Annotated in this window: 25 protein-coding genes and 1 pseudogene; 15 read left to right on the top strand and 11 right to left on the bottom strand. The window is 37.9% G+C overall.

Translation table 11 applies throughout. The features are described from left to right. A partial coding sequence (locus tag EA365_04085) for a hypothetical protein (GenBank protein ID TVQ47172.1) occupies window positions 1-206 on the top strand: 206 nt, incomplete at its 5' end. On the opposite strand, the gene EA365_04080 is transcribed toward EA365_04085, so the two are convergent. Further along, window positions 203-2,008: a DUF1998 domain-containing protein gene (locus EA365_04080; protein ID TVQ47171.1), complete on the bottom strand. Its 1,806-nt coding sequence runs from the start codon at window positions 2,006-2,008 to the stop codon at window positions 203-205. The genes EA365_04085 and EA365_04080 overlap by 4 nt on opposite strands. 121 nt (window positions 2,009-2,129) lie before the next feature. On the opposite strand from EA365_04080, the gene EA365_04075 reads away from it, so the two are divergent. The 3 genes from EA365_04075 (at window position 2,130) to EA365_04065 (ending at window position 5,318) form a co-directional block, all read left to right on the top strand. Beyond that, on the top strand, window positions 2,130-4,535 hold the full coding sequence (locus EA365_04075) for a phenylalanine--tRNA ligase subunit beta (GenBank protein ID TVQ47170.1): 2,406 nt from the start codon (window positions 2,130-2,132) through the stop codon (window positions 4,533-4,535). 2 nt (window positions 4,536-4,537) lie between these two features. Then, the gene (locus EA365_04070; GenBank protein TVQ47169.1) at window positions 4,538-4,807 is read left to right on the top strand and encodes a hypothetical protein; all 270 of its coding nucleotides are present in this window, start codon (window positions 4,538-4,540) and stop codon (window positions 4,805-4,807) included. Window positions 4,808-4,937: 130 nt separating this feature from the next. After that, entirely contained in the window at window positions 4,938-5,318 is a 381-nt protein-coding gene (locus EA365_04065) for a nitrogen fixation protein (GenBank protein ID TVQ47168.1), read from the top strand. Window positions 5,319-5,338: 20 nt separating this feature from the next. Here EA365_04065 and EA365_04060 read toward each other — a convergent pair whose 3' ends face one another. Both EA365_04060 and EA365_04055 read right to left on the bottom strand, forming a co-directional pair. Continuing rightward, a complete protein-coding gene (locus EA365_04060) occupies window positions 5,339-6,820 on the bottom strand; it encodes a hypothetical protein (protein TVQ47167.1) in 1,482 nt (493 codons plus the stop codon). A gap of 12 nt (window positions 6,821-6,832) precedes the next feature. Continuing rightward, window positions 6,833-7,294 carry a hypothetical protein gene (locus EA365_04055; protein ID TVQ47166.1) on the bottom strand — a complete coding sequence of 154 codons (462 nt, stop codon included), beginning with the start codon at window positions 7,292-7,294 and terminating at the stop codon, window positions 6,833-6,835. A gap of 5 nt (window positions 7,295-7,299) precedes the next feature. On the opposite strand from EA365_04055, the gene EA365_04050 reads away from it, so the two are divergent. From EA365_04050 to murA, 3 genes and pseudogenes are all read left to right on the top strand, one after another. After that, window positions 7,300-8,631 carry a hypothetical protein gene (locus EA365_04050; protein TVQ47165.1) on the top strand — a complete coding sequence of 444 codons (1,332 nt, stop codon included), beginning with the start codon at window positions 7,300-7,302 and terminating at the stop codon, window positions 8,629-8,631. A 211-nt stretch (window positions 8,632-8,842) separates the two neighbouring features. Beyond that, a pseudogene (locus EA365_04045) lies at window positions 8,843-9,142 on the top strand (IS110 family transposase). A gap of 121 nt (window positions 9,143-9,263) precedes the next feature. Beyond that, the gene (gene murA, locus EA365_04040; GenBank protein TVQ47174.1) at window positions 9,264-10,568 is read left to right on the top strand and encodes a UDP-N-acetylglucosamine 1-carboxyvinyltransferase; all 1,305 of its coding nucleotides are present in this window, start codon (window positions 9,264-9,266) and stop codon (window positions 10,566-10,568) included. Here murA and EA365_04035 read toward each other — a convergent pair. Continuing rightward, window positions 10,538-10,780, bottom strand: a complete 243-nt coding sequence (locus EA365_04035) for a type II toxin-antitoxin system HicB family antitoxin (GenBank protein TVQ47164.1) — start codon at window positions 10,778-10,780, stop codon at window positions 10,538-10,540. The two genes, murA and EA365_04035, sit on opposite strands and share 31 nt — an antisense overlap. Before the next feature lie 13 nt (window positions 10,781-10,793). Then, window positions 10,794-11,738 carry a serine hydrolase gene (locus EA365_04030; GenBank protein TVQ47173.1) on the bottom strand — a complete coding sequence of 315 codons (945 nt, stop codon included), beginning with the start codon at window positions 11,736-11,738 and terminating at the stop codon, window positions 10,794-10,796. 17 nt (window positions 11,739-11,755) lie between these two features. Between EA365_04030 and EA365_04025 the strand changes: the two genes are divergently transcribed. Genes EA365_04025 through petG form a run of 6 tightly spaced genes read left to right on the top strand, consistent with a single transcriptional unit; the run spans window position 11,756 to window position 15,468 of the window. After that, complete coding sequence (locus EA365_04025) at window positions 11,756-12,397, top strand: NlpC/P60 family protein (protein TVQ47163.1); 642 nt, start codon at window positions 11,756-11,758, stop codon at window positions 12,395-12,397. 13 nt (window positions 12,398-12,410) lie between these two features. After that, the gene (locus EA365_04020) at window positions 12,411-13,406 is read left to right on the top strand and encodes a glycosyltransferase (protein TVQ47162.1); all 996 of its coding nucleotides are present in this window, start codon (window positions 12,411-12,413) and stop codon (window positions 13,404-13,406) included. 53 nt (window positions 13,407-13,459) lie between these two features. Then, window positions 13,460-13,876, top strand: coding sequence for a universal stress protein (locus EA365_04015; GenBank protein ID TVQ47161.1), 417 nt, complete (start codon window positions 13,460-13,462; stop codon window positions 13,874-13,876). Window positions 13,877-13,886: 10 nt separating this feature from the next. Continuing rightward, window positions 13,887-14,708 (top strand): carbon-nitrogen hydrolase family protein, encoded by an 822-nt coding sequence (locus EA365_04010; GenBank protein ID TVQ47160.1) that lies wholly within the window; start codon window positions 13,887-13,889, stop codon window positions 14,706-14,708. A 36-nt stretch (window positions 14,709-14,744) separates the two neighbouring features. Further along, complete coding sequence (locus EA365_04005) at window positions 14,745-15,338, top strand: DUF98 domain-containing protein (GenBank protein ID TVQ47159.1); 594 nt, start codon at window positions 14,745-14,747, stop codon at window positions 15,336-15,338. Window positions 15,339-15,369: 31 nt separating this feature from the next. After that, on the top strand, window positions 15,370-15,468 hold the full coding sequence (gene petG, locus EA365_04000; protein ID TVQ47158.1) for a cytochrome b6-f complex subunit PetG: 99 nt from the start codon (window positions 15,370-15,372) through the stop codon (window positions 15,466-15,468). Between the two features lie 81 nt (window positions 15,469-15,549). On the opposite strand, the gene EA365_03995 is transcribed toward petG, so the two are convergent. The 3 genes from EA365_03995 to EA365_03985 form a co-directional block, all read right to left on the bottom strand. Then, a complete protein-coding gene (locus tag EA365_03995; GenBank protein TVQ47157.1) occupies window positions 15,550-18,405 on the bottom strand; it encodes a DUF3854 domain-containing protein in 2,856 nt (951 codons plus the stop codon). Window positions 18,406-18,540: 135 nt separating this feature from the next. After that, entirely contained in the window at window positions 18,541-19,299 is a 759-nt protein-coding gene (gene map, locus EA365_03990) for a type I methionyl aminopeptidase (protein TVQ47156.1), read from the bottom strand. A 25-nt stretch (window positions 19,300-19,324) separates the two neighbouring features. Further along, window positions 19,325-19,774 (bottom strand): hypothetical protein, encoded by a 450-nt coding sequence (locus tag EA365_03985; GenBank protein TVQ47155.1) that lies wholly within the window; start codon window positions 19,772-19,774, stop codon window positions 19,325-19,327. Window positions 19,775-19,828: 54 nt separating this feature from the next. On the opposite strand from EA365_03985, the gene EA365_03980 reads away from it, so the two are divergent. Then, window positions 19,829-20,776 carry an ABC transporter ATP-binding protein gene (locus tag EA365_03980; GenBank protein TVQ47154.1) on the top strand — a complete coding sequence of 316 codons (948 nt, stop codon included), beginning with the start codon at window positions 19,829-19,831 and terminating at the stop codon, window positions 20,774-20,776. A gap of 12 nt (window positions 20,777-20,788) precedes the next feature. Further along, on the top strand, window positions 20,789-22,429 hold the full coding sequence (locus EA365_03975; protein ID TVQ47153.1) for a hypothetical protein: 1,641 nt from the start codon (window positions 20,789-20,791) through the stop codon (window positions 22,427-22,429). 62 nt (window positions 22,430-22,491) lie between these two features. Here EA365_03975 and EA365_03970 read toward each other — a convergent pair whose 3' ends face one another. The 3 genes from EA365_03970 to EA365_03960 all read right to left on the bottom strand — a co-directional run bounded on the left by EA365_03970 (window position 22,492) and on the right by EA365_03960 (window position 25,375). Beyond that, window positions 22,492-23,973 (bottom strand): DNA phosphorothioation system restriction enzyme, encoded by a 1,482-nt coding sequence (locus EA365_03970; protein ID TVQ47152.1) that lies wholly within the window; start codon window positions 23,971-23,973, stop codon window positions 22,492-22,494. A gap of 211 nt (window positions 23,974-24,184) precedes the next feature. Next, window positions 24,185-25,060 carry an Rpn family recombination-promoting nuclease/putative transposase gene (locus EA365_03965; protein TVQ47151.1) on the bottom strand — a complete coding sequence of 292 codons (876 nt, stop codon included), beginning with the start codon at window positions 25,058-25,060 and terminating at the stop codon, window positions 24,185-24,187. Between the two features lie 60 nt (window positions 25,061-25,120). After that, window positions 25,121-25,375 (bottom strand): hypothetical protein, encoded by a 255-nt coding sequence (locus EA365_03960; protein TVQ47150.1) that lies wholly within the window; start codon window positions 25,373-25,375, stop codon window positions 25,121-25,123. Between the last annotated feature and the right edge of the window lie 197 nt (window positions 25,376-25,572).

Raw genomic sequence — 25,572 nt, 5'->3', positions numbered from 1 at the left:
AAACTCCAGAAACATCTTCTGATACTATTACTGCTAGTCAGGAGTCAGAAACTCCAGAAACACTTGCAGATACCGTAACTGTAGTAGAATCTCCCCAATCAGTTAAGCAAACAGAAACTCCAGAAACATCTTCTGATACTATTACTGCTAGTCAGGAGTCAAAAACTCCAGAAACACCTTCTGATAATCAGAATCATAATTTTTAGACAAAAAAGGCTAAATCAGAATTAGAAACAGTAGGAACAAGAAGACTACGATCTAAAAACTTGTTACCACGTTCACAGGAAGTTTCAGGAGAAAATAAACAAGCGTGACAAGCAGCCCAGTGAAGTGATAGATTAGCAGAACTCGGTGTATGTTCAGCACAAAGAGGATCAGAAGCGCAAAGTTTCATTGCTTCTAAAGCAGATCGCAGATGATAACCAAGTGTATCAGGTTCACCTAAATTGACTAAACCTCCGAGAGTCCCTTCACTATCAGGTGTAGCGGTATAAATTAACAATCCTGCTTGAGAACCATTTTCACTTTTAGGTAATGCTGAATAAATACGTTCTCGTAAACTAGCAGCATTGTAACCACAGGCGATCGCCAACTGACGCATCAAAGCATGGGCTAAAGAATGAATTAACAAATAACGCATACCAGGGAAAGGAACTTTTTCAGGGTCAATACCACGACTATTTAACCAATCTTTTTGAGCTTCTCTAACCTTCGATTCCTTTCCTTTAACTACCTCTTCCCACTGTTTGAGTTTATTTTTAGCCAATTCTAGAAATATTCCCTCACCCCTAATCTCAGTAGCGGGAACATATTCTAGGGGTTTACGACTAAGGGGGGCTAAATCAATTTTTTCCTGAATATCGACAAAGTCTCCAGGAGATATCAGACGAGTAAACCCAATTAATGCTCTTACTTCTTTGAGTTTTTCTACTAAAACCGTTTTCTCAAAATAATCAATAAAACCTGTAGGGGGATCTACTGGACGCAATTGAAACTCACTAGTATTGTTGGAAATATCAGCAGAGGAAAAAGCTTCCCATTCTGGAGTTTTTAAGTCTTTGATCTCTGGTATTTTCTCTTGGTTAAATTTAGCTTGGATAACTTGATAGACGTCTTCTAGGGGATAGGTTTTTAACGCGTGTATATCTGCTATCTCTAAAATCATTTCTAAAAGTTCAGGAGTAGTGGCTTTTTGTAGTTTTGACCAATTCTTATTGACTAACTCTTCAATTTCTCCATTACCTTCAGGAAGAGATAAAGCAGATAAAGTCACAGAAAACCAACTATTAGAAGCGCCTAGTAACATAGCCCGCATTTGTTGGTCACAGGATTCGTCAAAATGTCTTAAATGGGGATGACGACCTCGACAACGAGGTAAGGATCTCTTTCCCGATTCCCCAAAAGCTTCCGATAATAAACGACCTTCTTGACATTGATCACATTTGACCATGATATCCGTTGTTGAACCAGAAACACCGTATTCTTCTAGACGCAATGTTCCTGAACAGTTATTATTACCACGGTGGACAAAATATGACCAAGGAAACTCATCGAGATGTCCTTTCTCACAAGCGACGAGAAAACGTACAGGTATAACCGTAGGTGGTTTTTTTTGGCTTTTACTACAGTTTTGGTGGACGTAACGAGTTTGTTCAGTACGATAACGATCTACTTTGATTTGAAATAGTTGTGACTCCAAAGGTGCGAGTAAACGGCATTTTGGACATACCATCCAACTCGGAAATGGCGCTACGGGAATACCGATTTTTCCTTCTGGATCATCATCATTTTGAGGAGGGGATGATAATTTTTTGATGGGTTGATTTAATTCTTGACAAACTTTGGCTAACAGTCGATTTTCTTTGATTTCTTTCATGTAAACCGAGTTCCACTCATCAAGACCTAGCACTATAACCGAAAGATTGAGTAAATCTGCTATTGCACCGATACCATAGGTAAATAGTATTTGACTAGGACGTAGTTCACCGATTTTGTATTTATCTTCCATAACAGCAATGCAGCGTGTTTTTTTTATTATACACTACAGTGTCAACTTCAAATTTGCTTTAAAGATCAGAAAATAGGATAATTAGTTTTGATTATGACTTTAAATTTGTGTTGTTTTATAAATGAAAGTATCACTCAAGTGGCTAAATGAATTAGTTAAAATTACTCTCTCGGCTGAAGAATTAGGAGAAATTCTGACTATAGCTGGTTTTGAAGTTGAGGAGATTATCGATTTACGGGAATTAGCTGATGGGGTGGTAATAGGAAAGGTGGTTGATTGTCAACCTCACCCTAATGCTGATAAATTAAGGGTTTGTCAGGTGGATATAGGGGAGGAAAATCTCTCTAATATCGTTTGTGGTGCGCCTAATGTTAGGTCTGATGTTTTGGTAGCGGTAGCTACTCTAGGGAGTTATTTACCCGCAGTTGATTTAAAGTTAAAACCAGTTAAGTTACGAGGTGTTCCCTCTCAAGGGATGATCTGCTCTCTCGCTGAATTGGGTTTGACTAAAGATTCTGAAGGTATTCATATTTTTAATGATTCTACCCTCGAAACTGGTATGGATGTACGTCCTTTGTTGGGTTTAGATGATGTGATCCTAGATTTGACTACCACAGCTAATCGCGCTGATGCTTTGAGTATGGTAGGCGTAGCGCGAGAAGTAGCCGCTTTAACGGGAACTCAGATAACTTTACCTCCAGTAGAGTCTCTCTCAGGATCAATACCCGCGGATTTAGCAATTAATATTACTGATAGTCATGCTTGTCCTATTTATGTGGGAACAGTCATCGAAGGAGTGAAAATTACTGATTCTCCCGATTGGTTAAAATCAAGACTCCAAAATGCGGGTATTCGCGCAATTAATAATGTGGTAGATGCGACTAATTATATCCTTTTAGAATGGGGTCAACCCCTACACGCTTTTGATCGGGAAAAATTACTCGGTTTGGGTAATCCTCTTAATTTGGGTGTACGTTTTAGTTACCAGGGAGAAACAATTCAAACTCTCGATAGTCAAAAACGTGAGTTGAAACCCCAAAATCTCCTAATTACTGCTAATGATGTTCCTGTGGCGATCGCAGGAGTAATGGGGGGAGAAACCACCGAGGTAGATGATAACACAACTAATATCGTTTTAGAATCAGCTATCTTTGATTCAGTAGTAATTAGACGTTCAGCCCGTAGTCAAAGTCTGCGCACAGAGTCTTCTTCACGCTACGAAAGGGGAATCAATCAAGCAGAATTTCCTTTAGCTTTACAAAGGGCGATCGCCTTAATCACTGAATTAGCAGGAGGTCAGGTAGTTAGTCAAACTACAGCAGGAAATTTAGTAACAGAACCTCGGGTAGTGACTCTACGCTATTCTCGTTTACAACAAGTACTAGGAAAAGTTCAAGAGGGAACAATACCCCGAGACAAGGTTGAGTCTATTTTACAAGCTTTGGGTTGTCGGTTAGAATTTGCTGCAGATAATCAATCTTGGGATGTTACTATACCTCCCTACCGTCAACGAGATTTAGAAAGAGAAATAGATTTAATCGAAGAGGTAGCGCGTCTCTATGGTTATGACCAATTTTGCGCAGAATTACCCACCAAAACTCAACCAGGATATCTTTCCACTCCAGAAAGGGTAAAACGTCAACTGCGCAGTTTATTCCGTTCTATTGGCTTAACCGAAGTGGTACACTATTCTTTGGTTAGTTCCACAGAAGCTGAATTAGTGATTAATAATCCTTTATTTAAGGAATACTCAGGCTTAAGAACTAATTTGTTAACAGGATTGATCGAAGCTTGTGGGAGAAACGTTTCTCAAGGTAATGGAGTACTTAACGCTTGTGAAATTGGAAGAGTCTTTCACTATGAAACCACCATCACCGAAACCGAAAAAGTAGCAGGTATCCTAGGAGGCGATCGCTATTTAACAGGAAGTTGGCTACAGGGTGGAAAAGTATCTAGTCTTTCTTGGTATGAAGCCAAAGGATTATTAGAAAGCGTCTTCACCGCCTTAAATCTTCCAGTAGAATACCGCGCTACTGATACTTATCATAACCTACACCCTGGCAGAACGGCTAGTCTTTGGTTAGATGGTCAAGAATTAGGCTGTTTTGGACAAATCCACCCCCAATTGGCTACCAGTAAAGACTTACCCCCTGAAGTTTACGTCTTTGAATTAAGTTTTCCCCTCTTGTTAGAGGTTTTGAGTAAAAAAGCAGCCTTACAAACTAAGTTTACTCCTTACTCTACTTATCCCGCTATCACCAGAGATTTAGCCTTTTTTGTCTCTAATCAAGTGACTGTAGCCCAATTAACCGCAGGAATGATGAAAGTAGGTGGTAAGTTGTTAGAAACCGTGGAATTATTCGACCAATATCAGGGAGAAAATGTCCCATCAGGACAACGAAGCTTAGCTTTTAGTTTAGTCTATAGAGTAAGCGATCGCACTCTAACCGAAGCAGATATAGAACCAGTACACCAAAAAGTACGAGATACTCTAGTTAAGGATTTTCAAGTCACACTCAGGAGTTAAGCATGACTAAATACATTATGTGGGGTAGCTATTGTGAGGACGCCTTGACTAAACGTACCCCCTACCGTCAAGCCCATTTAGAGGGTTTAGCTAAACAGAAAGAACAAGGTATTCTGATTACTATCGGTCCTACCGTAGATAATACCCAGGTTTTCGCTATTTATGAAGCGACTAACCCCGAAAAAGTCCGAGAATTGATAGAAAATGACCCATATTGGCTCAAGGGGATTTGGACTCAATATCAGATTAAAGAGTGGATTCAAGCCTTTTAGCCCGAAAAAATTTCTTGAGGTTAGGAAAAAATGGCTTATAATACTAGGTAAAGTGGGTAGCCTAATCTTTATTGAGCTTATCTAGGCTGTCTGCTGAGTAACCGTCACTAACAGCCTGGAGGCTATCCTTATGAAAATCGCTGTAGCAAGTCAAAATAGTACTAGTATCACTACACATACAGGCAAATGCCAAAAGTTTTGGATATATAACGTAGAAAATAACGCGATTATCTCTAAAGATCTGTTGCAATTACCGAAACAACAAGCTTTTCACTACAGTTCTCCACAAGAAACACACCCCTTAGAAGATACTCAAGTATTAATTGGGGGAAGTATGGGTAAAGGTTTACTCCGTCGTCTAGAAAATATGGGTATCGAAGGAGTTATTACACCCGAAACTAATCCTGATGTGGCGATCGCTTCTTATTTAGCAGGAACTTTAATCATAGACGATCCTGGTGAACACGAACACCAACAAGGTGAAGAAGGTAACTGCAACTGTAATGATTAATAAAAAGTAAAGTTGGGACTTTAGCTTTGATAAATACTACGATATAAAGCAAGGGCGATCGCTGCAACTTCACTATGATCAGGAGGATTGAGTTGATGTTTATTTAACTTACGTAAAACTTTATTAACAGGAATACCCCCATTTTCACTAACTAAATGAGGAAAATCTTCTCTGGCTAGAATTACCTTACCATAACCATCAACAGCAAAAGCATTAGTATTAAACCACCGTAGGTGATTATTTTCAATTTCGTGTAAGTTGTATAACCAACGCAAATAATCTTGACACCAATCACTAATGGTTATTAATTTAGCATTTTCGGGATGATTTTTATCTCGCATTGCTTGCAATTGATGTTTATTCAGAAATTTTCTCACCCAAGTTATTTCTCGGGGTTTATGTTTAGCGTGTTCAACTTCTGGGACAATAGTTGATAACCAAGCAAAAGCAAAACGCGCAGTATTAATGATTTTATCCCTTACTTCAGTGCGATCGCTACTTGTTGGTAAATCTTCCCAACTCACTAAATGTGGACTTTGACGACTAATATCAATAAAAATAGTTTGTGAGGATTTAGGCTGAAAGATAAAATCTCGTAAAGCCAACCCCCCAAACACTTCCAAAAAGTGAGGGGGATTACGCTGATCATTGCCACCTGTACTCTCTGACTTAACCAGAGTGTAATTAGGTAATCCTAAAGTATAGAGTCGGTCAAACCTTAACTCTGCTACTCTTTCCTTATAATAACGCAGGGCGTACTCTGTTTTTAAGAGAAATTCCTCCGGACGTGCATAAATCTCCCCGTCACTAGGTGGTTTAAACTTAAAATAGGGCAACATCAATAACCCTCCTAATTTTACCCTATGTAAGACTGGAGCTAAATCATTAGCCAATAACCTTCCTAAAGTTGGAAAACCCGCGGCCCCTGTACCCCCAAAAATTGACCCACAGAGAAACACTTGGGGAAAGGCTTCAGAATTAGCCTCTCGGGTGATTTTTTCGACTAATTCCCGCCAAATCGTCGGTTTTTTGTCTTTTTGCACCATTTGCGCCATAATCGCCGACCCAATCACTGGTCTTCCCCTGAAACCTTCTTCTAGGTTTAATTCTTGTTCAGCTTGGCTATATAAAACGTTAAATAATTGACGTACAGGGGAATATTGACTATAGTTACCTATCTGTAGTTGTTCTTTGAGAGTTTTACTGTTGTTATTAAAAGGAGATAATAAACCGGTACCAAATTTATTTACTTCTGATTGCATCCACCAGGAGAGATTCTCGTCGATTCCCCCTTTGAGCAATTCCCGAGACTTTTGATAATGGGTTAAGGTGGTAGAATAAGCAGCTACTATGTTACCATTACCCGTATCTGGATCAACAATCAAGATCTCTAAATTTTCTATCTGGGAATCAAAAGCGTAAATACCAGCAGATGCTAGGTGAATTATCGCTTCTACCAGTTTAGCACCAGTTCCACCGATCGCAATTACATAGGTTGACATCTTTTCTCCTTTCTACCTTAACCAAGTAGCCCCCCATACCGCGGGTATCATTTCCTCTGGTGTCGCTAAAACCGTAGTTAACCAATAAACAATTAACATATTAACTACTAAAAATAATAACATCCAGGGAAAAGCCGGAGGACTAACATTACCAAACCACAAGGACATAATTACAACGCTTAACACTGGGGGTAGGGATAATCCTACCCAAACTAATCTCGCTGTGGTCATTTCCTTAAGAGGTGAAAAATGGATACTCCACTTAGCAGCTATAGCATACCAAATAACCGCACAAATCGCTGATACCACAAGTACTACTAGTGCTCCAGGTGTAAAATAGTTATCTGTGTATTCTTGTCTTGACAAGGTTACTATCTGAAATGTCCCGTTAGCAAATAGCCACCTTTGGAGTAAAAATAGGATTAAACCGCTGACAATAGCCCCAATTCCTCTTAATATTTCTTTTATCACCATAGTTTATGCGCAAATATTTTTATATTTTCTTATTATTAACTTTAACAGCTTGTTCTCAAGAGGTAACCTGGGATTGTCCACCTCCTCCTAGGTTAACCCAAGTAAGAGAGTCTATACCAGTCAGGAATGTTACCCCCATTGTCTATCTTGATAGTACTCTATCTATGCAGGGTTTTGTTAATAGCCAAGATAGTGGTTATATTCAAACCCTACAACTGTTAGATCAGGTTATCTTTTCTATTAGTAATCAGCAACCACAATATTATCGTTTAGGAACTACTATACAACCTCTAGTGGGACAAACTTCCGCACAAGCTGCTATTAATCCTAATTTTTATGATCCTCAAGAAGAAGATGCTTTATTAGAAGTTGCCCTTAATAATCATGAACCCAATTCAGAAGAATTAATCATTATTGTGACAGAATTATTGAGATCTAATATTGATTATACTCCCATTATTGATGCTTTTAGAAGTTACTTAAATGAAGGTAAAAGCATTGCTATCATAGGTGTGCGTAGCGATTTCTCTGGATTAATTTTTGATGGGTTACTACGACATCAATTAACAGGAGAATTCCTTAATTTTCAAACAGATCCTGACAACTTAAGACCTTTTTACTTGGTTTTAATAGGAAATAATGAAGTAATAATTAACTATTTTGAGGAACTAAATAAACGCAATAACCATTTATTTAATCCAGAAAATTTTTTAGTAATTAATAATCAATTAGTTGCCAATATTGCTCAATTTAATATCACGGAAAACTATCAAGAATTAGCTCCAGGATTAACGAGAGTATCGGAGATATATAGTCAAGGATTTAACTTAAATATAACTCAAAAAGAATTAGTAGATTTACTACAAATAACCTCAACATCCGCTAATCAACAATATCAATACGAAGCTATACCTTATTATCCCTTACCCTATACTCTTCCCTTTAACACAGACTATCAAATAACCTATTGTAGCGATACAACCACCGAATTAACTAACTGTCAAACTAACCCAAATCAATCTCAATTACTCGCTTTTCCATCTCCTGAAATTACCTCTAATCAAATCATACTCACCACTCAAATCCTTGATTCCAATCTCTCTAATCACCTAGAAGTAATTAACCTAGATATTATCGCTACTGAATTGATTTTACCTGAATGGATAGAAGAATGGAGTTATAATGAAAGCGATCGCGATCAATCAGCTACTTATTTAGGTACAAGAACTTATAAACTAGAAACTTTCCTGCAAAACCTCTTAACATCACTTAATCAAGACTTACAATCTAACCCAGAATTAATTGCTAGATTCTGTTTTGCAGTACAAAAACAATAAAATTGAAAAAATTCTTTCTCACTACACTTCCCACAGGAACTACAGTCCCCTATCTCTTACTTAGTAATATCGAATGGACAATAATAGCTGGGAACAAAGTATAATTGAATATGTACCATGACAGTTAAGACCGTGAAGACAATGGTGCGATCGCGCCCGATTAAGAGCCTGGTTCCAAGGGTTAATGGTAAAAGTATTGGTGAAGCTTTATCGTGCCGCCAAGATTTTTCGTCTGGCGGCTCAATCTGCATCTCTGTCTCACTCAGCTTTGGGAGCATATTATCGACGCATCCGCTCTCGTTTAGGTGCTCCCCAAGCCATTACCGCTACTGCACACAAAATAGCACGTATCTTTTACCATCTTTGGAAAAATGGTGATTCTTATCAAGATCCAGGTGTTGATGCTTATGAACAACAGTACCGCCAACGTACTCTTAAATATTTGGAGAAAAAGGCTCAAACCCTTGGCTTTGAACTAGTTCCCCATTCTACGACTGAAAGTGTTTCTTGAGAGTTTCCTCCGAATTCCTCACTCCAAACTCCCTAAAAGTGGTACAATCCAAAACAAAAATCAACCAGTAACTTGGGAGGACAAAGTTATTAGCCCTTCTCTTAATCAACAATCAAAGTCAGTGATTTTCGGACCGGAAAAAGTTCTGCACATATCAGGAAAAACTAGTTTAACTGGGGAAGTCCGAATCAGTGGAGCGAAAAACTCAGCCTTAGTGATTATGGCGGGAGCATTGCTGTGCTCTGAATCTTGTTATTTAAGCAATGTTCCGAGTTTAGTTGATATTGATCGCCTGAGTCAAGTTTTAATCGCCCTAGGGGTTAAAATTAGCAAAACAGAAAATAGTCTAGAACTAGATACTCAAGATTTACACAGATACGATGCACCCTACGAAATAGTCTCACAACTAAGAGCGAGTTTTTTTATCATTGGACCACTGTTAAGTAGATTAGGTATAGCGCGTATTCCCTTACCTGGAGGTTGTGCTATTGGCGCTAGACCAGTAGATTTACACGTCAGAGGCTTAAAAGCCATGGGTGCAGAAGTTTTTATAGAACATGGAGTTGTACACGCTCAGCTTAAAGGCAATCAAACCAGACTCCAGGGAGCAAAAATTTATCTAGACTATCCTAGTGTAGGTGCAACAGAAACCCTAATGATGGCAGCAACCCTCGCCGAAGGAGAGACAATCATCGAAAATGCAGCCCAAGAGCCAGAAGTAGTGGATTTAGCCAACTTTTGTCGCGCCATGGGAGCACAAATTAAAGGAGCCGGTAGTCCAACTATCACCATTACAGGGGTCAAAAAATTACACGCGGTAGAATACGAAATCATCCCCGATCGCATTGAAGCAGGTACTTTTTTAGTAGCAGGAGCGATTACCCACTCAGAACTTAGTCTCTATCCCGTGATTCCCGAACATCTCAGAGCAGTCAACGCTAAACTTAGACAAATGGGAGCACAAATTATCCGCGAAGATAACCGACGTTTGCGCTTTATTCCGCGTTCTTTAAAACCTACAGATATAGAAACTATGCCCTATCCTGGGTTTCCTACGGATATGCAAGCCCAATTTATGGCATTATTAAGTACTAGAGAAGGTAATAGTATAATTACAGAGACCGTGTTTGAAAATCGTCTCGGTCACGTCGCCGAACTCAACCGTATGGGTGCTAATATTCGTGTCAGAGGTAATCACGCTTTGATTTCAGGTGTATCCCAATTATCAGGCGCACCAGTAATGGCAACGGATTTGAGAGCGTCTGCGGCTTTAGTTTTAGCAGGTTTAGCAGCAGAAGGAACTACCATTATGCAGGGATTACACCATTTAGACAGAGGATATGATAATCTCGAAGGTAAACTCAGAGGTTTAGGAGCAAATATCCAACGAACTACTCACTCAGACTCTTCTGATTTAGAACCATAGACACAATGTTCAAAAGTTTTAGCCCTAGGTAGAGGTTGACCCTCTTCTAGGGCTGATTTAACGAAAAAATCGATAACTTCTAGAGCGTTTTTCATCGCCTCTTCGTAAGTCTCTCCATAAGTATGACACAAGTTCCCCCATTCCGGGAGAGTAACGATAAAACATTGAGCGCTATCAGACCATTGGATGATCATAGTATAATGGTAGTTCATAGTACAATAAAATTTAGTTGCTCTCAATTATAGGTATGGTTTCAAGTACAGCTTGAGAAATAAAAGGCAGTAAATCTCGATTTTGACTACTCTCACCTTCGGTAAACACTACCAAAAGATAGGGAGAATAGTTGGGAATTTCAATATAAGCAGCATCATGACGCACTTGAGTTGTCCATCCCGCTTTAGACCATAATTGTGCTTCTATAGGTAAAACTTCTCCTAAAAATCCCTGAATTTGATTTTCTCCATCACCGTTGGGAGTAGCAGGAGGATGGAGAGATCGTTGAAGTAAACCCATGATTTCTTGCGATCGCCTTGAACTTACCGTTACTCCACCTACTATACTATGTAATAACCGCGCCACCGCTTCCGTGGTCAACATATTACGATTTTCCATCAATTCCCCTAAAAACACCCTCTCTCTACCATAAGCCCCATCACACCAAGTTTTCTGATTGAGATTTACCGTCGCTAATTCTGACCACCCTAGAGATTGAAAATAACGATTAATTAAATTACGCTGATGCTTCCAGGTTTCCCAAGGACCAGAAGGTAACTCAGGTCCACTAGTAGTCCCTGTTAACACATCTACAATTAAACTCGTAGCGTCATTACTAGAGTCAACAATCATATCACGAAGGGCACGATTTAACTCATAAGAAGGTAAGACCATATTATTTTCTAACCATTCCTGCATCGCTACCAGATAAAATAATTTTACCAAACTAGCAGGATAAATACGTTCACCCCCACGATAACTAAAACCCCTAACTTGATGTTGCCAAAACTCCTCAGCAGAAATCGCCCCTCCAGTATTGACAATTATAGGAGGATCGTACACAATCCAAGTCAGAGCAATTTGATTACGGGCTAATTGAGGAAATTTTGCCCAGGTTTTCTCGAGTATGGTTAATCCTATTTGTTCTAACTGGTTGTCTTGGTTAAAAAAACTAATCATTATTATGTTTAAAAATGGAACAGGAATATCGCTGTGGTGTAGATTTAGATCTCTATGATTCACCTGCTTGTGAACTTTTAGCAACTCAAGCAGCTAGAGGACGCCACCTAATTCTATTATCCGATAAACAGGTTAATCAGGCTATACAAGTGTTGTTAAAAGAAGATAATTATTTAGCTTGGTTACCAATCTCACAACTTCCCCATCTCTACCTCTCGTCGATTCCTTATCAAGCGATCGCCTTTTCTCGTGCGCAAATTTTATCTTTAATCCCTCAAGTTATCGCCTATACTTATCAAGCTAAAAGACAGGCTAACTATTATCTTTGGGGAGGTACAATTGGACCTAATTACGATTGTTCTGGTTTAATTCAAGCCGCTTTTGCTAGTGTCGGTATTTGGTTACCTAGAGATTCCTCTCAACAAGCAGAATTTACTCAACCTATTTTAGCTACAGATTTACTCCCTGGTGACCTGATTTTTTTTGCTGACACTAAAGTTAATCATGTTGCTCTCTATCTCGGCGATAGTTATTATATACATAGTTCTGGTCCAACTCAAGGTCATAATGGTATTGCCATAGATTCTTTAGTCTCTGATAACCCTTATAATCAGAAAATCTTTGGTTATCATCGAGTTAATTTTAGTTTAGTGTAAATATTTATCTACAGTGATTACTAATTCCTTAGAAATACCTACTCAATCCCCTCCTGATATCTCCGTGGTTGTCCCCGTTTATAACGAAGTAGAAAGTATCCCCCATTTAATCGAGGCGATCGCCGAAACTTTTTTACCTCTAGACCATACTTATGAAATTATATGTATTGATGATGGCTCAAAAGATGGTACAACCGAAGTTTTGCAAAAATTAGCCCAAGACAGAGAAGATTTAATCTCTATTTTATTAAGACGCAATTATGGACAAACTCCCGCGATGGCTGCGGGTTTTTACTACGCTACAGGTAAAATTATTATCTCTCTCGACGCCGATTTACAAAACGATCCTCAAGACATACCTCTATTATTAGCTAAACTAAACGAAGGATACGACCTCGTCAGTGGTTGGCGCAAGCAAAGACAAGACGATAAACTAACCCGTTTATTACCTTCAAAAATCGCTAATTGGTTAATCGGTAAAGTAACAGGAGTAAAACTCCACGACTACGGTTGTTCTTTAAAAGCCTATCGTTGTGAATTAATCGCTGATTTAAAATTATACGGTGAATTACACAGATTTTTACCAGCTTTAGCCTTTATTGAAGGAGCAAACATCACCGAAATACCAGTTAGACATTATTCTCGTCGTTACGGCAAAAGTAAATACGGTTTAGGCAGAACTTTTAGGGTTTTAATGGATTTATTAACTATTTGGTTTATGAAAACCTTTTTAACACGTCCTATGCACGTATTTGGTTTTCTAGGATTAACCTTAATGTTACTAGGTTTTGTCTTAGGAAGTTATCTAACTTTTCTTAAATTAATTCTAGGACAAAGTATAGGAGATCGTCCCTTATTAATATTAGTAGCAATTCTTTCCTTAACAGGATTACAACTATTTTGTTTCGGTTTATTAGCTGAATTATTAATGAGAACTTATCACGAATCCCAAAATCGTCCTATCTATCGCGTTAGGGAAATTATTGGTAAAAATTTTCTAAAAAACTAAGTATTAATCTCAAGTTGATATAATAGAAAATGTAGATAAAAACAGGGAGACCAATGTTTAAGAAAATATTATTTCCCATTGATGATAGTCGAGAAGCTAGAGAAGCTGCTAAAACCGTAGTCAATGTCGCTAAAACCTATAATAGTGATTTAGTGATTCTCTCGGTAGTAGAAATCAGTCAAGAAGGAGAGCCCCCAAAAGAAAATATAACGGTAATGAGTTCACCAGAAGCAGTGTCAGAACTACTACAACAAGCCCAAAAAGCCTTCACACAAGAAGGTATCAACACCGAAATAATCGAAAAAGAAGGCGTACCTTCCTTTACTATATGTGATGTAGCCGACGAAATGGAGGTAGATTTAATTATCATGGGTTGTCGAGGTCTAGGATTAACCGAACAGGGAGTATCAGAAAGCGTTGCCAACCGAGTAATTAATCTCTCTCCTTGTCCTGTATTAATCGTTCCCTAATTATTTGATGATGAAATCATATCTAGCTGCTGCCATTCAAATGACGAGTAAACCAGATCTAGCTAAAAATCTGCTAGAAGCTGAGGATTTAATCGAATTAGCTGTACATCAAGGTGCAGAATTAATCGGTTTACCCGAAAACTTCGCCTTTTTAGGCAAAGATACCGAGAAACAAGCCCAAGCTGCCGAAATCGCTACGGCAACAGAAAAATTTCTCAAAACCATGGCACAGCGTTTTCAAGTGACTATCCTAGGAGGAGGATACCCCACACCCGTTACTGATGAACCAACTAAAGCTTATAATACAGCTCTATTAGTTGCTGCCGATGGTAGCGAGTTAGTTCGTTATCAGAAGATACATCTTTTTGATGTGAATATACCCGATGAGAACACCTATCAAGAATCAACTACCGTGATGGCGGGTACAGCAATACCTAGAGTATATCATTCTGAGGAATTAGGTAATATTGGTATCTCTATCTGTTATGACGTACGATTCCCTGAACTATATCGTTATCTAGCTAAAGAGGGAGCAGAAATTTTATTTATTCCGGCAGCTTTTACAGCTTATACGGGTAAAGACCATTGGCAAACCTTGTTACAAGCTAGAGCGATCGAAAATACTTGTTATGTGATTGCACCCGCACAAACAGGTAACCACTACGAAAGACGCTATACACACGGTCACGCGATGATTATAGATCCCTGGGGTAATATTCTCGCCGATGCAGGTCAACAACCAGGAGTAGCGATCGCCGAAATTAAACCCGAAAGACTCAAAAAAGTGAGAGCTCAAATGCCTTCTTTACAGCATCGAGTTTTTAATTTATGATAAGGTTAAAGGAATTATAAAGTTTTGTAACAAACCTTGAGCGTTCAACTAAAACAATGGCATTCCCTAGATTTAATCTGGCAAGGAAAAGAAGAGGTTATCCGCACAGGGTTACCTCACAGTCAATTAGCTCCACCTTGGCAAATCCTGATTTTAGGGGATGGCTCTCCCACTAAACACCTACGTTTATTAACAGGAGAGCCAACAGAAGTAGATGTAATTGATATGTCTTATATTGGCTTAGAAGAAGATGGAGCACCAAGTCAAATCAAAGCAGTTCCCGCACCTAGAGTCAGAAGACAGGTATGGTTACGTACCGCTTCGGGACAAAGATTAGCTTATGCTGCTTCTTGGTGGGATGCGAATTTAGTAGATGAATATTTACAAAATCGTAGTCTCCCCATTTGGGAGAGTCTCTCCCGTCTCCATACCGAGTTATATAGAGACGTCCAGGGTATCTATTATGGTAATTCCCCTGAACTAGAGCAAGCTTTCGGTGAGTCTGGTCCTTTTTGGGGAAGACATTACCTATTTTGGCACGCACGTAAACCTCTAACTTTAATTTATGAGGTATTTTCACCCTATCTCAGCAAATATTTAGGACCTGTGCATTACGAAGATTTGCTATAATGCTGACACCAAAACAAAGGAGAGAAAGTCTGTGATTGAACCATTAGTATTAGGAATAGTATTAGGATTGATTCCCGTTACTCTAGCTGGTTTATTTGTAGCCGCTTATATGCAGTACAAACGAACCTAAACAAAGAATTTCATAGCGAGGGTGGTTTGTTGCTTTAGATTATTTCCTAGCAATTATTCCACTCCTTTGCTATTGTAACCGTTAAAATTCTGAACTTCCTGGATATTCTTGATCAAGACTTAACCAATATTGAAAGATCATTTCTCTATTATCTTGGGGTGTAACTAGTTTATAGAGTCGCAGACGCTTAGAAACCCTGATAAAACGTAAATCATAACCCAATTGAGTCAGAAAGCGCTTGATAATTTGAATTGGTGTGGCTTTTTTACTTAAACCAATACCTGTGACTATTTTAATCTGATCACGGTGAGTTAGTGCTAAGGAGGCTAACTCTTGTAAATCGCGATCGCTGTTTTGCAACTCTCTATCTTCTTGACTAAGAATTTGAGGTATTTTCAAAATCTCCATGGTATTAATTATTGCTCCTAATTGGGAATTATTAAAATCAGGAGTAAATAGCGATCCTTGTCCTTGTTTGAGGAGATTACTAGCGATGATAGCATCTCTATCTGCTAAATATTGACGACCAATGCTCAGAAAATAGTGTAATCTTAGTTGTTTATACCAATGGCGATCGTCTTGGATTACTAGTTGGGGTGTTATTGTTACACCATAGCGTAATTGTAGTTGATATTTGCGAAAACTCAGTTTTTCTGGTTTAGTTTTAGCTAATTTATGTTTAAGTTGTTGATATTCCCAGTAAGCTAAATCTTTGGCTTGACAAATAGCTTGACATTCTGACTCATAATTTTGTTGTTGGACAGCGTTTATCGCTTCAGTAAGTGAATTTTGTTCTCGAAAAGAAGTAGCAGTAGCGGTTAGTTTTTCGACAACTTTATAGCCATTATTACTTAAAATTTCTTGAGTACAAGCGCGATAATTAATCATAGCAGCATTAATCCGCACAGCCATTTTAGCCCAACATAGTAAAGATTCTCCCTGAAAACCTGTATCGATATCGTCTATAGCTTCAAAATCTGATTGTTGTAATAAACGAATATTTGCTTGAGTTAAACGATGTCCTGAACTTAGCAAAGATGGAATAGAGGTTGAGCCATTGCCAACGCGATTAAAACCATAAGCAGCAACCCAAATATATCTGGGTACATTTTCCCTTACTCTAGCTAAAGCTTGACAAACTGATTCTGGGGTTTGTACACCTTGGGCGATCGCCCAAACCGAGGTAAAATGTCCTTGGAGGTTAATACTTACTCCTGTTTCAATAGCGGGACTAGCTAAGACTAAATCGTATTTAGCTAAGATATTATCTAAGTTATCCTGATTGTTAATAACTGATTCTGAGTCTATCCGAAGAATTTTTAGGTGAGGAAACTGTTTAGTTAGATAAGCTTCTAGAGTTTGTGTTCCCCAAGGACTAGTTAATTTTTGGGCTGACAAACAAACGAATGGTTTACCACCTTCTCTAATATGTTGTTCTAAATCTCTTACTAATCTTTTGGGACTATTTTCGGGATAGTTATAGACAGTATAAGCTTCTTGAGAGTTAGCTTGCCAACGATTATAGATAATAAAGGGTTCTATGCTTCTACCTGTTAATTTAAGAAGATAATCTACAGCAATATCGCTTAAGTCAGCATCAGCAATCAAGATTTTTCCTTGGGTATTTAAGACAGTTTGCAGTAATTTCTTCAAGGTTTTAAGAATAGCTACTCTATTATTTTTACAGGTACTAGAGTTTAAACAATGCCAAATTACTTGTTCTACTTCATCAATGATGATAACAGCATTTCCCCAATTATTAGGGTCAAAATTAGCTTGTGATTTAGGGTGAAGAGAATCAATACAAATCCCATAACTATCTTGATTGTCCGTTTCTTTGGCAATTTCACTAATGTATTTTAGACCAAATCGTTGACAGAGAGATTGTAGTAATTTTATACGATGACCAATGACTAAAACTCGGCGTTTTTGTTGTTTAGCTTCTTGGACTATCTGGTCTAAAAATTCGGTTTTTCCTGTACCTTTGGGTGATTTTATGGCAATTAATTTAGCTGTTTCTGGAAGAGAAGGAAGGGGAAGATAACGAGAATTCAATTCTAGATTACTTGGATAAGTAAACTGACTAAATGATTTAGCTTTCCAAACTTCCCAAGGTAGTGCATTCTGATAAACTTGGTGAAACTTATCTTCTCCCTGGAGTTTAATAAAATCATCGACTCCCTTGACTAAATCTGTTGACCAAGTAATCACTTTTACTATTCCACCTGTTTGAGTGAGAAGATATCCTAATCTTACTAATGCTGTGGTTACTGCTTTAATTGTTTTGGGTTTTTGATCTTGATCAAATGTTAGATAAATGTTTCTATTATTAGCTAGAATTTCTAATTGGGGAATTAGTCTTGATTTACCTTCACCATCGTGAGACACTCGATAACCACTATTAATCCCTGGAAGGGCGATCGCCACATAACCTATACTTAATAAAGCTCCCGCTTTTTTTGCACCTTCTGTGATACAAATAGGTATCTCGGGATGATCTATAACCCATTGCCAAAAACCTAAATCGGGTTGATTTTTGTTAATGGCTTCTGGTAAGATATCGATATGGTACTTTTGAGCAATCTGTTGCCATAAAGTCAAGGGGATACGTAAGGCAAAGACTCCTGTACTTGTTTGAGGTGGATGTTCGTATTTAATAACTTTATTCTCAATCAAACGAGGGTGATCTGGTTTAAAGCATCCCCATAAATCTTCTTTACCTGTAAGTAAGTCTATTCCCGAACACCACCAACCCCCCGCTTCAGTGTGTTGGTAACGTCTTAATAAGGTATTCTTTACTTTCCCGTCGTTACGTCTTGGTAGTTGATCAGAATAGAATAAATATTCTTGAGGTAATGTCCCACTTAAAGAAGTTACATTAAGATCAATGATACTTTCACTAACTGCACTTTCTAACCACTCTTGTTGATAATCCATTGACTCTCCGCTTTAAACACTATATATCGGGGATTTAAAATTATACACCAATATATATAGTGTTAGGGGTTAGGGGTTATTCCGAATTCCTTTCTTCCTTTCTTCAGAATTCTCCCCCTCTCCCCTCTTCCCTAATCACTGAGTCAGAATCTCGACTCCTTCTTTAGTTACAGCGATCGTATGTTCAAATTGTGCGGATAATTTGCGATCTTTAGTAATTGCTGTCCAACCGTCTGCTAAGATTTTAGCTTCCCAAGTACCTTCATTAATCATGGGTTCGATCGTAAAAACCATGCCTGGACGTAGCATACGTCCTTTACCTCTTGTACCATAATGGGGAATTTGGGGTTCTGTGTGAAAGATTCTATGTATTCCATGTCCTACAAAATCTCTGACCACAGAGAAACCTTCAGATTCGGCGTATTCTTGGATTGCTGCGCCAATATCACCGACACGCGCACCAGGTTTAACTTCGGCGATACCTTTATATAGACATTCTGCGGTGACTTCTACTAATTTTTTAGCGATAGGAGAGGGAGTACCTACAAAAAAAGTTTTTGAGGTATCTCCATGATAACCATCCACAATGGGAGTAACGTCTATATTAATGATATCACCATCCTTGAGTACTTGTTTAGCGTTAGGAATACCATGACAGATGACTTCATTAACGCTAGTACAAATGGATTTGGGAAAACCATGATAACCCAAGGGTGCGCTAATCGCGCCGTGTTTTTTTGTCCATCTTTCTGCTTCCGCGTCGATTTCTAGGGTGGTTATACCTGGTTTAACCATTTCTCCTAAATGTTGCAACAATTCTGCGGCTAGTTTTCCCGCTGTGCGCATTTTGTCAATTTCTCGACGTGACAGTAAAGTTAGTGTATCGCTTCCCATTATCTGATTAAATATCTTGACTTCTTTAACAATTGTATAGTATGTCTAAATGTATTATATAGTGTCCTAAACAAACTTGAGGTGACCATAACTCATAATCTAACCTTAAACTTCTCGGTAGATGATGAGGATCTAAACTCAAATTGCGGGTATAGTTGCGTAGATTGATAGATTTTTCAATACCTGAATTTGCTTGATTTAACCAATAACGACTAGTTCCATAAATTCCTTCTTGCCACAAATGACGATAACATAGTTGATTATTGCTTTGCAGAGTCATAACAACGCGATAAGGGGATAACTCCAACCAGATTAATTGTTCGCTACCACCTGGAGATAAATCAGCTTTGAGGACAAGATGATATTTAGCTTTATCTTTATGATAGAGGGTAGCTGCTGTTTCTATAGTAGTTAAAATCGGTAAGTCAGTGGAGAGAAAGCACAGAGACACGGGTAAATGATATTGTGTCAACATAAACTTAAGGTGAGGATGTATAGTGCTTTAATTTTAACCTAGGAGGGTTGATTAATGGTGGATTTAGCGATCGCTTGTTACGGATTAACTAAACGTTTTGAGCGACATTTAGCGGTTAATGATGTTCACTTAGAGATTAATAAAGGAGAAGTTTATGGTTTAATTGGTCCTAATGGCGCAGGTAAGACGACTTTGATTAAAATGTTAGTAGCCGCAGAAGAACCGACTACGGGTGAGATATATTTAAATGGGGAGTTAATGCGTCGAGATGAAAGTAATCCCCATCTCAAACAACAAATAGGTTATCTTCCCGATGATTTCCCTGTTTACGATGATTTAAACGTTTGGGATTATTTAGATTATTTTGCGAGGTTATATCATTTACGACAACCCCAGAGAAGAAGACGTCTTCAGGAAGTTTTAGAATTAGTACAATTAACTAGTAAGCGTCGTAGTGCGATCGCTACTCTCTCTCGGGGGATGAAACAGCGTCTCAGTTTAGCTAGAACTATTATACATGAACCGAGTTTTCTCTGTTTAGATGAACCCGTCTCAGGATTAGATCCTATCGCTAGACAACAATTTAGGGAGATTATCAAAATTTTACAACAAGCAGGGATGACTATTTTGATTTCTTCTCACGTCTTAAGTGATTTAGCAGAATTATGTACCTCTGTGGGTATCATGGAATTGGGTTATTTAGTAGAAAGTGCGAGTTTACAGGAACTTTATTCTCGTTTCTCCCGTCAACAGATTATCTTATCTACTCTTGGAGATTTAGAACAGCTTAAGCTAGAATTGCAAAAAAATAGTTTAGTACAAGAATGCGTAGTACTTCCCCAACCTGGTAGTTTAAAAGTCTATTTCTCAGGAGATAATAGCGATAGTGCAGAATTATTACGCAACCTGGTACAAGCGGGTTTACCCATTAGTCAGTTTAACTGTACTAGTGAAGACTTAGAAACTATTTTCTTAAAACTAGGACATAAACAAGTATCTTAAGGAACAATGCTGATGTATATAATCAATCAACTTGGGGAAGTCAATCCCCAACTCTTGAGGGAAATTAAGGGGAGATTTACTACCGTTAATCTGGGTATCGTCATAGGTGTATCTCTAGTCACTCAATTATTTATTTATCTATTGTATCAAAGCTATTTACCCAAGAATGAGGGTTGGAATCGTTATTGTCAAACAGAATATTGCTTTCAAGATTTCCACGGTAAATGGGCTATCATAACTAAACTCTGGTGGTTGGATATTTTTACCGCTATGAGTATCATTGGTATGATTTTCTTAATGGTAGTAGGTACTTATCTACTCGTTGCTGATATAGCTAATGAAGCTAAAAAAGGTACTCTCGATTTTATCCGCTTAACTCCTACTCAAGCTAAGACTATCTTTTTGGGTAAAATACTCGGTGTTCCTAGTTTAATCTATCTTGGGGCTATGGTGGCTTTACCTCTACATTGGATCAGTGGTTTACAAGCTGGTATTCCTTGGTATTTACTATTAACCTATTATCTGGTTTTACTATCTGGGTTGTTTTGTTTTTATAGTCTAGCCATCGCTGCTAGTTTAATTATGCCTAAAATTGGCGGATTTCAACCTTGGTTAGTGGCTGGATTGATGTTATTCTTCTCTGTAACCTTTGTTATGGTTATCGTCAATAGATATTTTCACCCCGTGGGAGATATTGGAGATTGGTTAGTTATCTTCCATCCCGCGACGGTTTTACACTATCTAGTTAAGACTACTTTTTTACCTCCAGATACAGTCAAATATCTCAATTTAAATAACTTAGCCGAGTTACAATGGTACGGAAAACCTCTATTTAGTCAAACTATTACAGGAGTTAGCCTAATCTTACTTAATTATGCCCTATGGAGTTATTGGGCTTGGCAAGGAATTCAACACCGGTTTAATAATCCTGTTTCTACAGTTTTAACTAAATACCAAAGTTATTGGTTAAGTTTTAGTTTTATTTTCGTTACTCTCGGTTTTACTCTGCAACATGAGTTATGGGGTGAGGAAATAGAACATTTTACCTATCTACAAATCAGTAATTTGGTTTTCTGTTTGATTCTGATCGCGATTTTAACTCCTTCTACTCAAGTATTAAAAGATTGGTCACGTTATCGTCATCGGGAAGCAAACACCAGAGGTAATCTCCTCAAAGATTTATTCCTAGGAGAAAAAAGTCCAGCAATTGGGGCGATCGCTGTTAACCTAGGTATTATGACTCTGTATATCCTTCCCTGTTTGTTTCTCTTTCTCGACTCTTCCTCACGAGTAGCTATCTTTTCGGGTTGGTTACTCAACGCTAATCTGATTTTGTTGTTAGCTGTAATTTATCAGTTGATTCTACTCTGGAAAAGTCCTAAATTTCCTGTTTGGGGAACAACTGTACTAAGTTTACTAGGAGTAACTATATTCCCTGTAATAATATTTAATGTCTTCGGTTTTTCCCTGACTACCTATCCCTGGTTATGGTTATTTTCCATCACACCAATCCTCGCAACTCAACACACCATCGGTATGTCTATCTTTTTCGCTTGTTTGACTCAATGGTTAGGAATAACTCTCTTAATCGGGGGAATAACTTATCAACTTAAAAAAGCAGGGGAATCAGAAACCAAAAGATTAGTGGGGTAAAGGTGTTTTAGGTGGAACGGTGTTATTATTACTATATATCATACTCACCTTCTCCCTTCTCCCTACTCCCTATTCCCTAAATCAATACCATATTTAGTAGCAAGTGTAATAATTTTTTGCCTTGCTGCTATACTATTATCAGCTAAGTCAGCAAATTCGACAAAACGCTTTAATTCTTTCAGAAAAAGGTTTCTCTCTGTTTCCCAAATCTCGCGATCTAATTCGGGTGGAAGGACTATCATATCAAAGAGAGTAGCCTTTTTTTTATCAGGATGGGGACGTAAAATTCTCCCTCGACGTTGGATAAATTGACGAGGATTACTTGTACTTGCTAAAATAACCGCGTGTTTAATCGAGGGTATATCTACTCCTTCATCAAGACAACGAATCGCTACTAATCCCTGTAATTCCCCACTGTTAAATTGTTGTTGTAACTTTTCTCTGGTGTCTAGGGGTGTTTTCGCTGTATAAGTATTTACCCGATAACCTAAGTCTTTCCCTAACATCTTTGTTACCGCTACTAGTTGACGTTGATAACTGCTTTCTTCTTGGTCTATGTAACCGTCACCGCAGTAAAATAAGGTATGAGTGGTATCTAGTCGTCTTGTCATTAAGTTGTATAAAGCTGGTAGTTTATTAGTAGCTGCACCGACTAAACGCGATCGCTTCACCAGTAAAGAGGTTAGTCTCTCATTATTGTTGATACTTTTATTTTTTTGCATCACCCAACCAATACTCTGAGTTAGTTTAGCATAGGCGATCGCTTCTGATGGCGTTAATTCTACAAAAATAGGATAATAATTATAAGGTACTAACGCTCCTCTTTTAATTGCATCAGCTAAAGTAAATTCAGGTTGTAAAACTTTGCCAAAATATTGGAGAATCGCATCAGTACCTTCTTGATCATAATACCTTTCGGGGGTAGCTGACAACCCCAAGCGTAAACCTATCTTCAAAGGTAAACAAGCTTCGAGACGAGGTGAGCCTAAGTTATGTACTTCGTCTCCTACTATTAAAGTACGTTCGGGAAAAAATTTGATTTGTGATTGAAAACTTTCCGTGATAAAGGTAGCGTTAGTAGTAATTACCGTTAAAAAACCTTGCTGTTGTCCAATAATAGTATATAGTTCCCCAGCTAAACGACTTTGCCAATTATGGACAGTTTCAAAGGCTAAAATTGGTTTGAGATTGAATCTCTCACATTCTTTAGCCCACTGGTTAACTAAATGACAATAAGGACAAATGACTATTAATACCTGTAAACTTATTTTCTCATAAAGTTCCGTCGCGATGGCTAATGCGGTAATAGTTTTACCACTTCCTGTAGCCATTTTTAAAGTTCCTCTACCGCGATGACGTAACCAATTAGCTACCGCTTCTCTTTGATAGTCTCTTAGCTGTATCGATGTAGGTATCTTAGGATAATTAAATCTCTCACCATAACCACTAAATCCTGTTTCAGCAACTCTCTGGGGATAGCTGAGATATCTTTGTGCTAATTTTTGCCAATCGATATCCTCAAGATTACATTCTGGTATTGTCATTGCTGGTGTTCTTTTTAACTACCCTTGAACCCTTACTTAAATAGGCGATCGCAAAAACCATTACAATAGGCATGGTAAAATTATACAGATAAGTTGTCCCTACCATAGTCATCAACAACAGAGACATAAATATAGTTCGCCAGGTTTTATTCATCAGTTTATGACATGAATGTTAAGGAGAATATCAATATTATATAATAATACTTAATCCCTAATTAGAATTATTCCCTAACCAGGTTACTAAATCCTCTATATTCTGGAAGTCTAATAACATTTCAGCGAGGGTTTCGATTTTCTCTAAACTCAGTTGTTGGATTTGATTAGGAATTTCAGCAGATAAATTGCCGAATTTTCGGGTTAATTGTCGTAGGGTTAAATTGACAGCTTCTTGTTGTAAACCCTGTTCGACACCTTGTTGTATCCCTTGTTGTCTCCCTTCTTTGATACCTTCGGCAAATCCTTCAGACTTGATTTCTTGATACATTACTGATTCTTTCATAATTTCCTCCCGTAGCAATTTCTTAATTACCATTTTATCTAAAACCAAACCTGCTAAGATGGCTGCGGTAGCTGCTATGTTACTTTTTACTTTGACGTCTTCAATGCTATCTACTCTTTTGGCGACTTCTGTTAGTGTTTCTACTCTATCTTCGGTTTGAGATAACACCGCAAAAGGTAGCAATCCTGGTTGACTGAGTAATTCTTCTGAGGGGACTTCCCATAGTCTGACTACGTTATAGGTATATTTTAATCCTGGTAGTTCAAAACTATTTTGCCACACTAGAGGTGAATTGCTTTTTCTCAGATAAATAACTACTTGATAGACGGTTTTTCCAGGGAAACAACGATTTAATCTGAGTCGATAATCAGTCATCCTGAAGGGTATATCTGTTGAGGGTGAGGTTTGAAACTCGATATGTAGAATTAGATTAGATGATTGAAGTAAGATTAAATTATCAGCCCGAATGGGTTCTACCTGTAATTCGGTAGGTTGAAGTACGGTTAATTCGATCGGTTCATTTAATAACCAAGTGGCTATGTCTCTAGAAAAGTTCTCGGCAATAAATTTACAGACGTTATCATACACAATAGTTATTTTCCTCTAATCGGTGAACTTGTTGAGATGGTTCATATTTATTTAATAATCTTATTGTAGATGAAATAATGAATCTACATTCTCAGATAATACAATTTTGATACTACTATTAAAATATGTCGTCACTATTAATACCTGTAAACTTATTTTCTCATAAAATTCCGTCGCGATGGCTAACGCGGTAATACTTAAATAGGCGATCGCCAAAACCATTACAATAGGCATAGTAAAATTATACAAATAAGTTGTCCCTACCATAGTCATCAACAACAGAGACATAAATATAGTTCGCCAGGTTTTATTCATCTAGGTTATCAATATTAAATATCCATATTATACCTCAACCAATTGTTTGTTACAAAAATTTACAAAGCTACATCTGGTAACGCCAACCTTCTATTTTAGCCAACTCTAGCTTTTTACTTCTAACTCCTCGCCAGCTTAAAATTTAGCTTAACCGCGAGAAGCCTCAAGCTTTATTTTCTCAAATAAGCGTGAGATGA

The organism is Gloeocapsa sp. DLM2.Bin57 (genome assembly GCA_007693955.1).
Classification (GTDB): Bacteria; Cyanobacteriota; Cyanobacteriia; order Cyanobacteriales; family Gloeocapsaceae; genus Gloeocapsa.
This window is presented reverse-complemented; position numbering and strand designations above follow the sequence as displayed.

What these genes read in the sequence shown, in the direction of transcription:
- EA365_04080 (TVQ47171.1), bottom strand. Translation starts at nt 2,008, where the DNA reads ATGGAAGATAAATACAAAATCGGTGAACTACGTCCTAGTCAAATACTA.
- EA365_04075 (TVQ47170.1), top strand. Translation starts at nt 2,130, where the DNA reads ATGAAAGTATCACTCAAGTGGCTAAATGAATTAGTTAAAATTACTCTC.
- EA365_04070 (TVQ47169.1), top strand. Translation starts at nt 4,538, where the DNA reads ATGACTAAATACATTATGTGGGGTAGCTATTGTGAGGACGCCTTGACT.
- EA365_04065 (TVQ47168.1), top strand. Translation starts at nt 4,938, where the DNA reads ATGAAAATCGCTGTAGCAAGTCAAAATAGTACTAGTATCACTACACAT.
- EA365_04060 (TVQ47167.1), bottom strand. Translation starts at nt 6,820, where the DNA reads ATGTCAACCTATGTAATTGCGATCGGTGGAACTGGTGCTAAACTGGTA.
- EA365_04055 (TVQ47166.1), bottom strand. Translation starts at nt 7,294, where the DNA reads ATGGTGATAAAAGAAATATTAAGAGGAATTGGGGCTATTGTCAGCGGT.
- EA365_04050 (TVQ47165.1), top strand. Translation starts at nt 7,300, where the DNA reads ATGCGCAAATATTTTTATATTTTCTTATTATTAACTTTAACAGCTTGT.
- EA365_04035 (TVQ47164.1), bottom strand. Translation starts at nt 10,780, where the DNA reads ATGAACTACCATTATACTATGATCATCCAATGGTCTGATAGCGCTCAA.
- EA365_04025 (TVQ47163.1), top strand. Translation starts at nt 11,756, where the DNA reads ATGGAACAGGAATATCGCTGTGGTGTAGATTTAGATCTCTATGATTCA.
- EA365_04015 (TVQ47161.1), top strand. Translation starts at nt 13,460, where the DNA reads ATGTTTAAGAAAATATTATTTCCCATTGATGATAGTCGAGAAGCTAGA.
- EA365_04010 (TVQ47160.1), top strand. Translation starts at nt 13,887, where the DNA reads ATGAAATCATATCTAGCTGCTGCCATTCAAATGACGAGTAAACCAGAT.
- EA365_03995 (TVQ47157.1), bottom strand. Translation starts at nt 18,405, where the DNA reads ATGGATTATCAACAAGAGTGGTTAGAAAGTGCAGTTAGTGAAAGTATC.
- map (TVQ47156.1), bottom strand. Translation starts at nt 19,299, where the DNA reads ATGGGAAGCGATACACTAACTTTACTGTCACGTCGAGAAATTGACAAA.
- EA365_03985 (TVQ47155.1), bottom strand. Translation starts at nt 19,774, where the DNA reads ATGTTGACACAATATCATTTACCCGTGTCTCTGTGCTTTCTCTCCACT.
- EA365_03980 (TVQ47154.1), top strand. Translation starts at nt 19,829, where the DNA reads ATGGTGGATTTAGCGATCGCTTGTTACGGATTAACTAAACGTTTTGAG.
- EA365_03975 (TVQ47153.1), top strand. Translation starts at nt 20,789, where the DNA reads ATGTATATAATCAATCAACTTGGGGAAGTCAATCCCCAACTCTTGAGG.
- EA365_03970 (TVQ47152.1), bottom strand. Translation starts at nt 23,973, where the DNA reads ATGACAATACCAGAATGTAATCTTGAGGATATCGATTGGCAAAAATTA.
- EA365_03960 (TVQ47150.1), bottom strand. Translation starts at nt 25,375, where the DNA reads ATGAATAAAACCTGGCGAACTATATTTATGTCTCTGTTGTTGATGACT.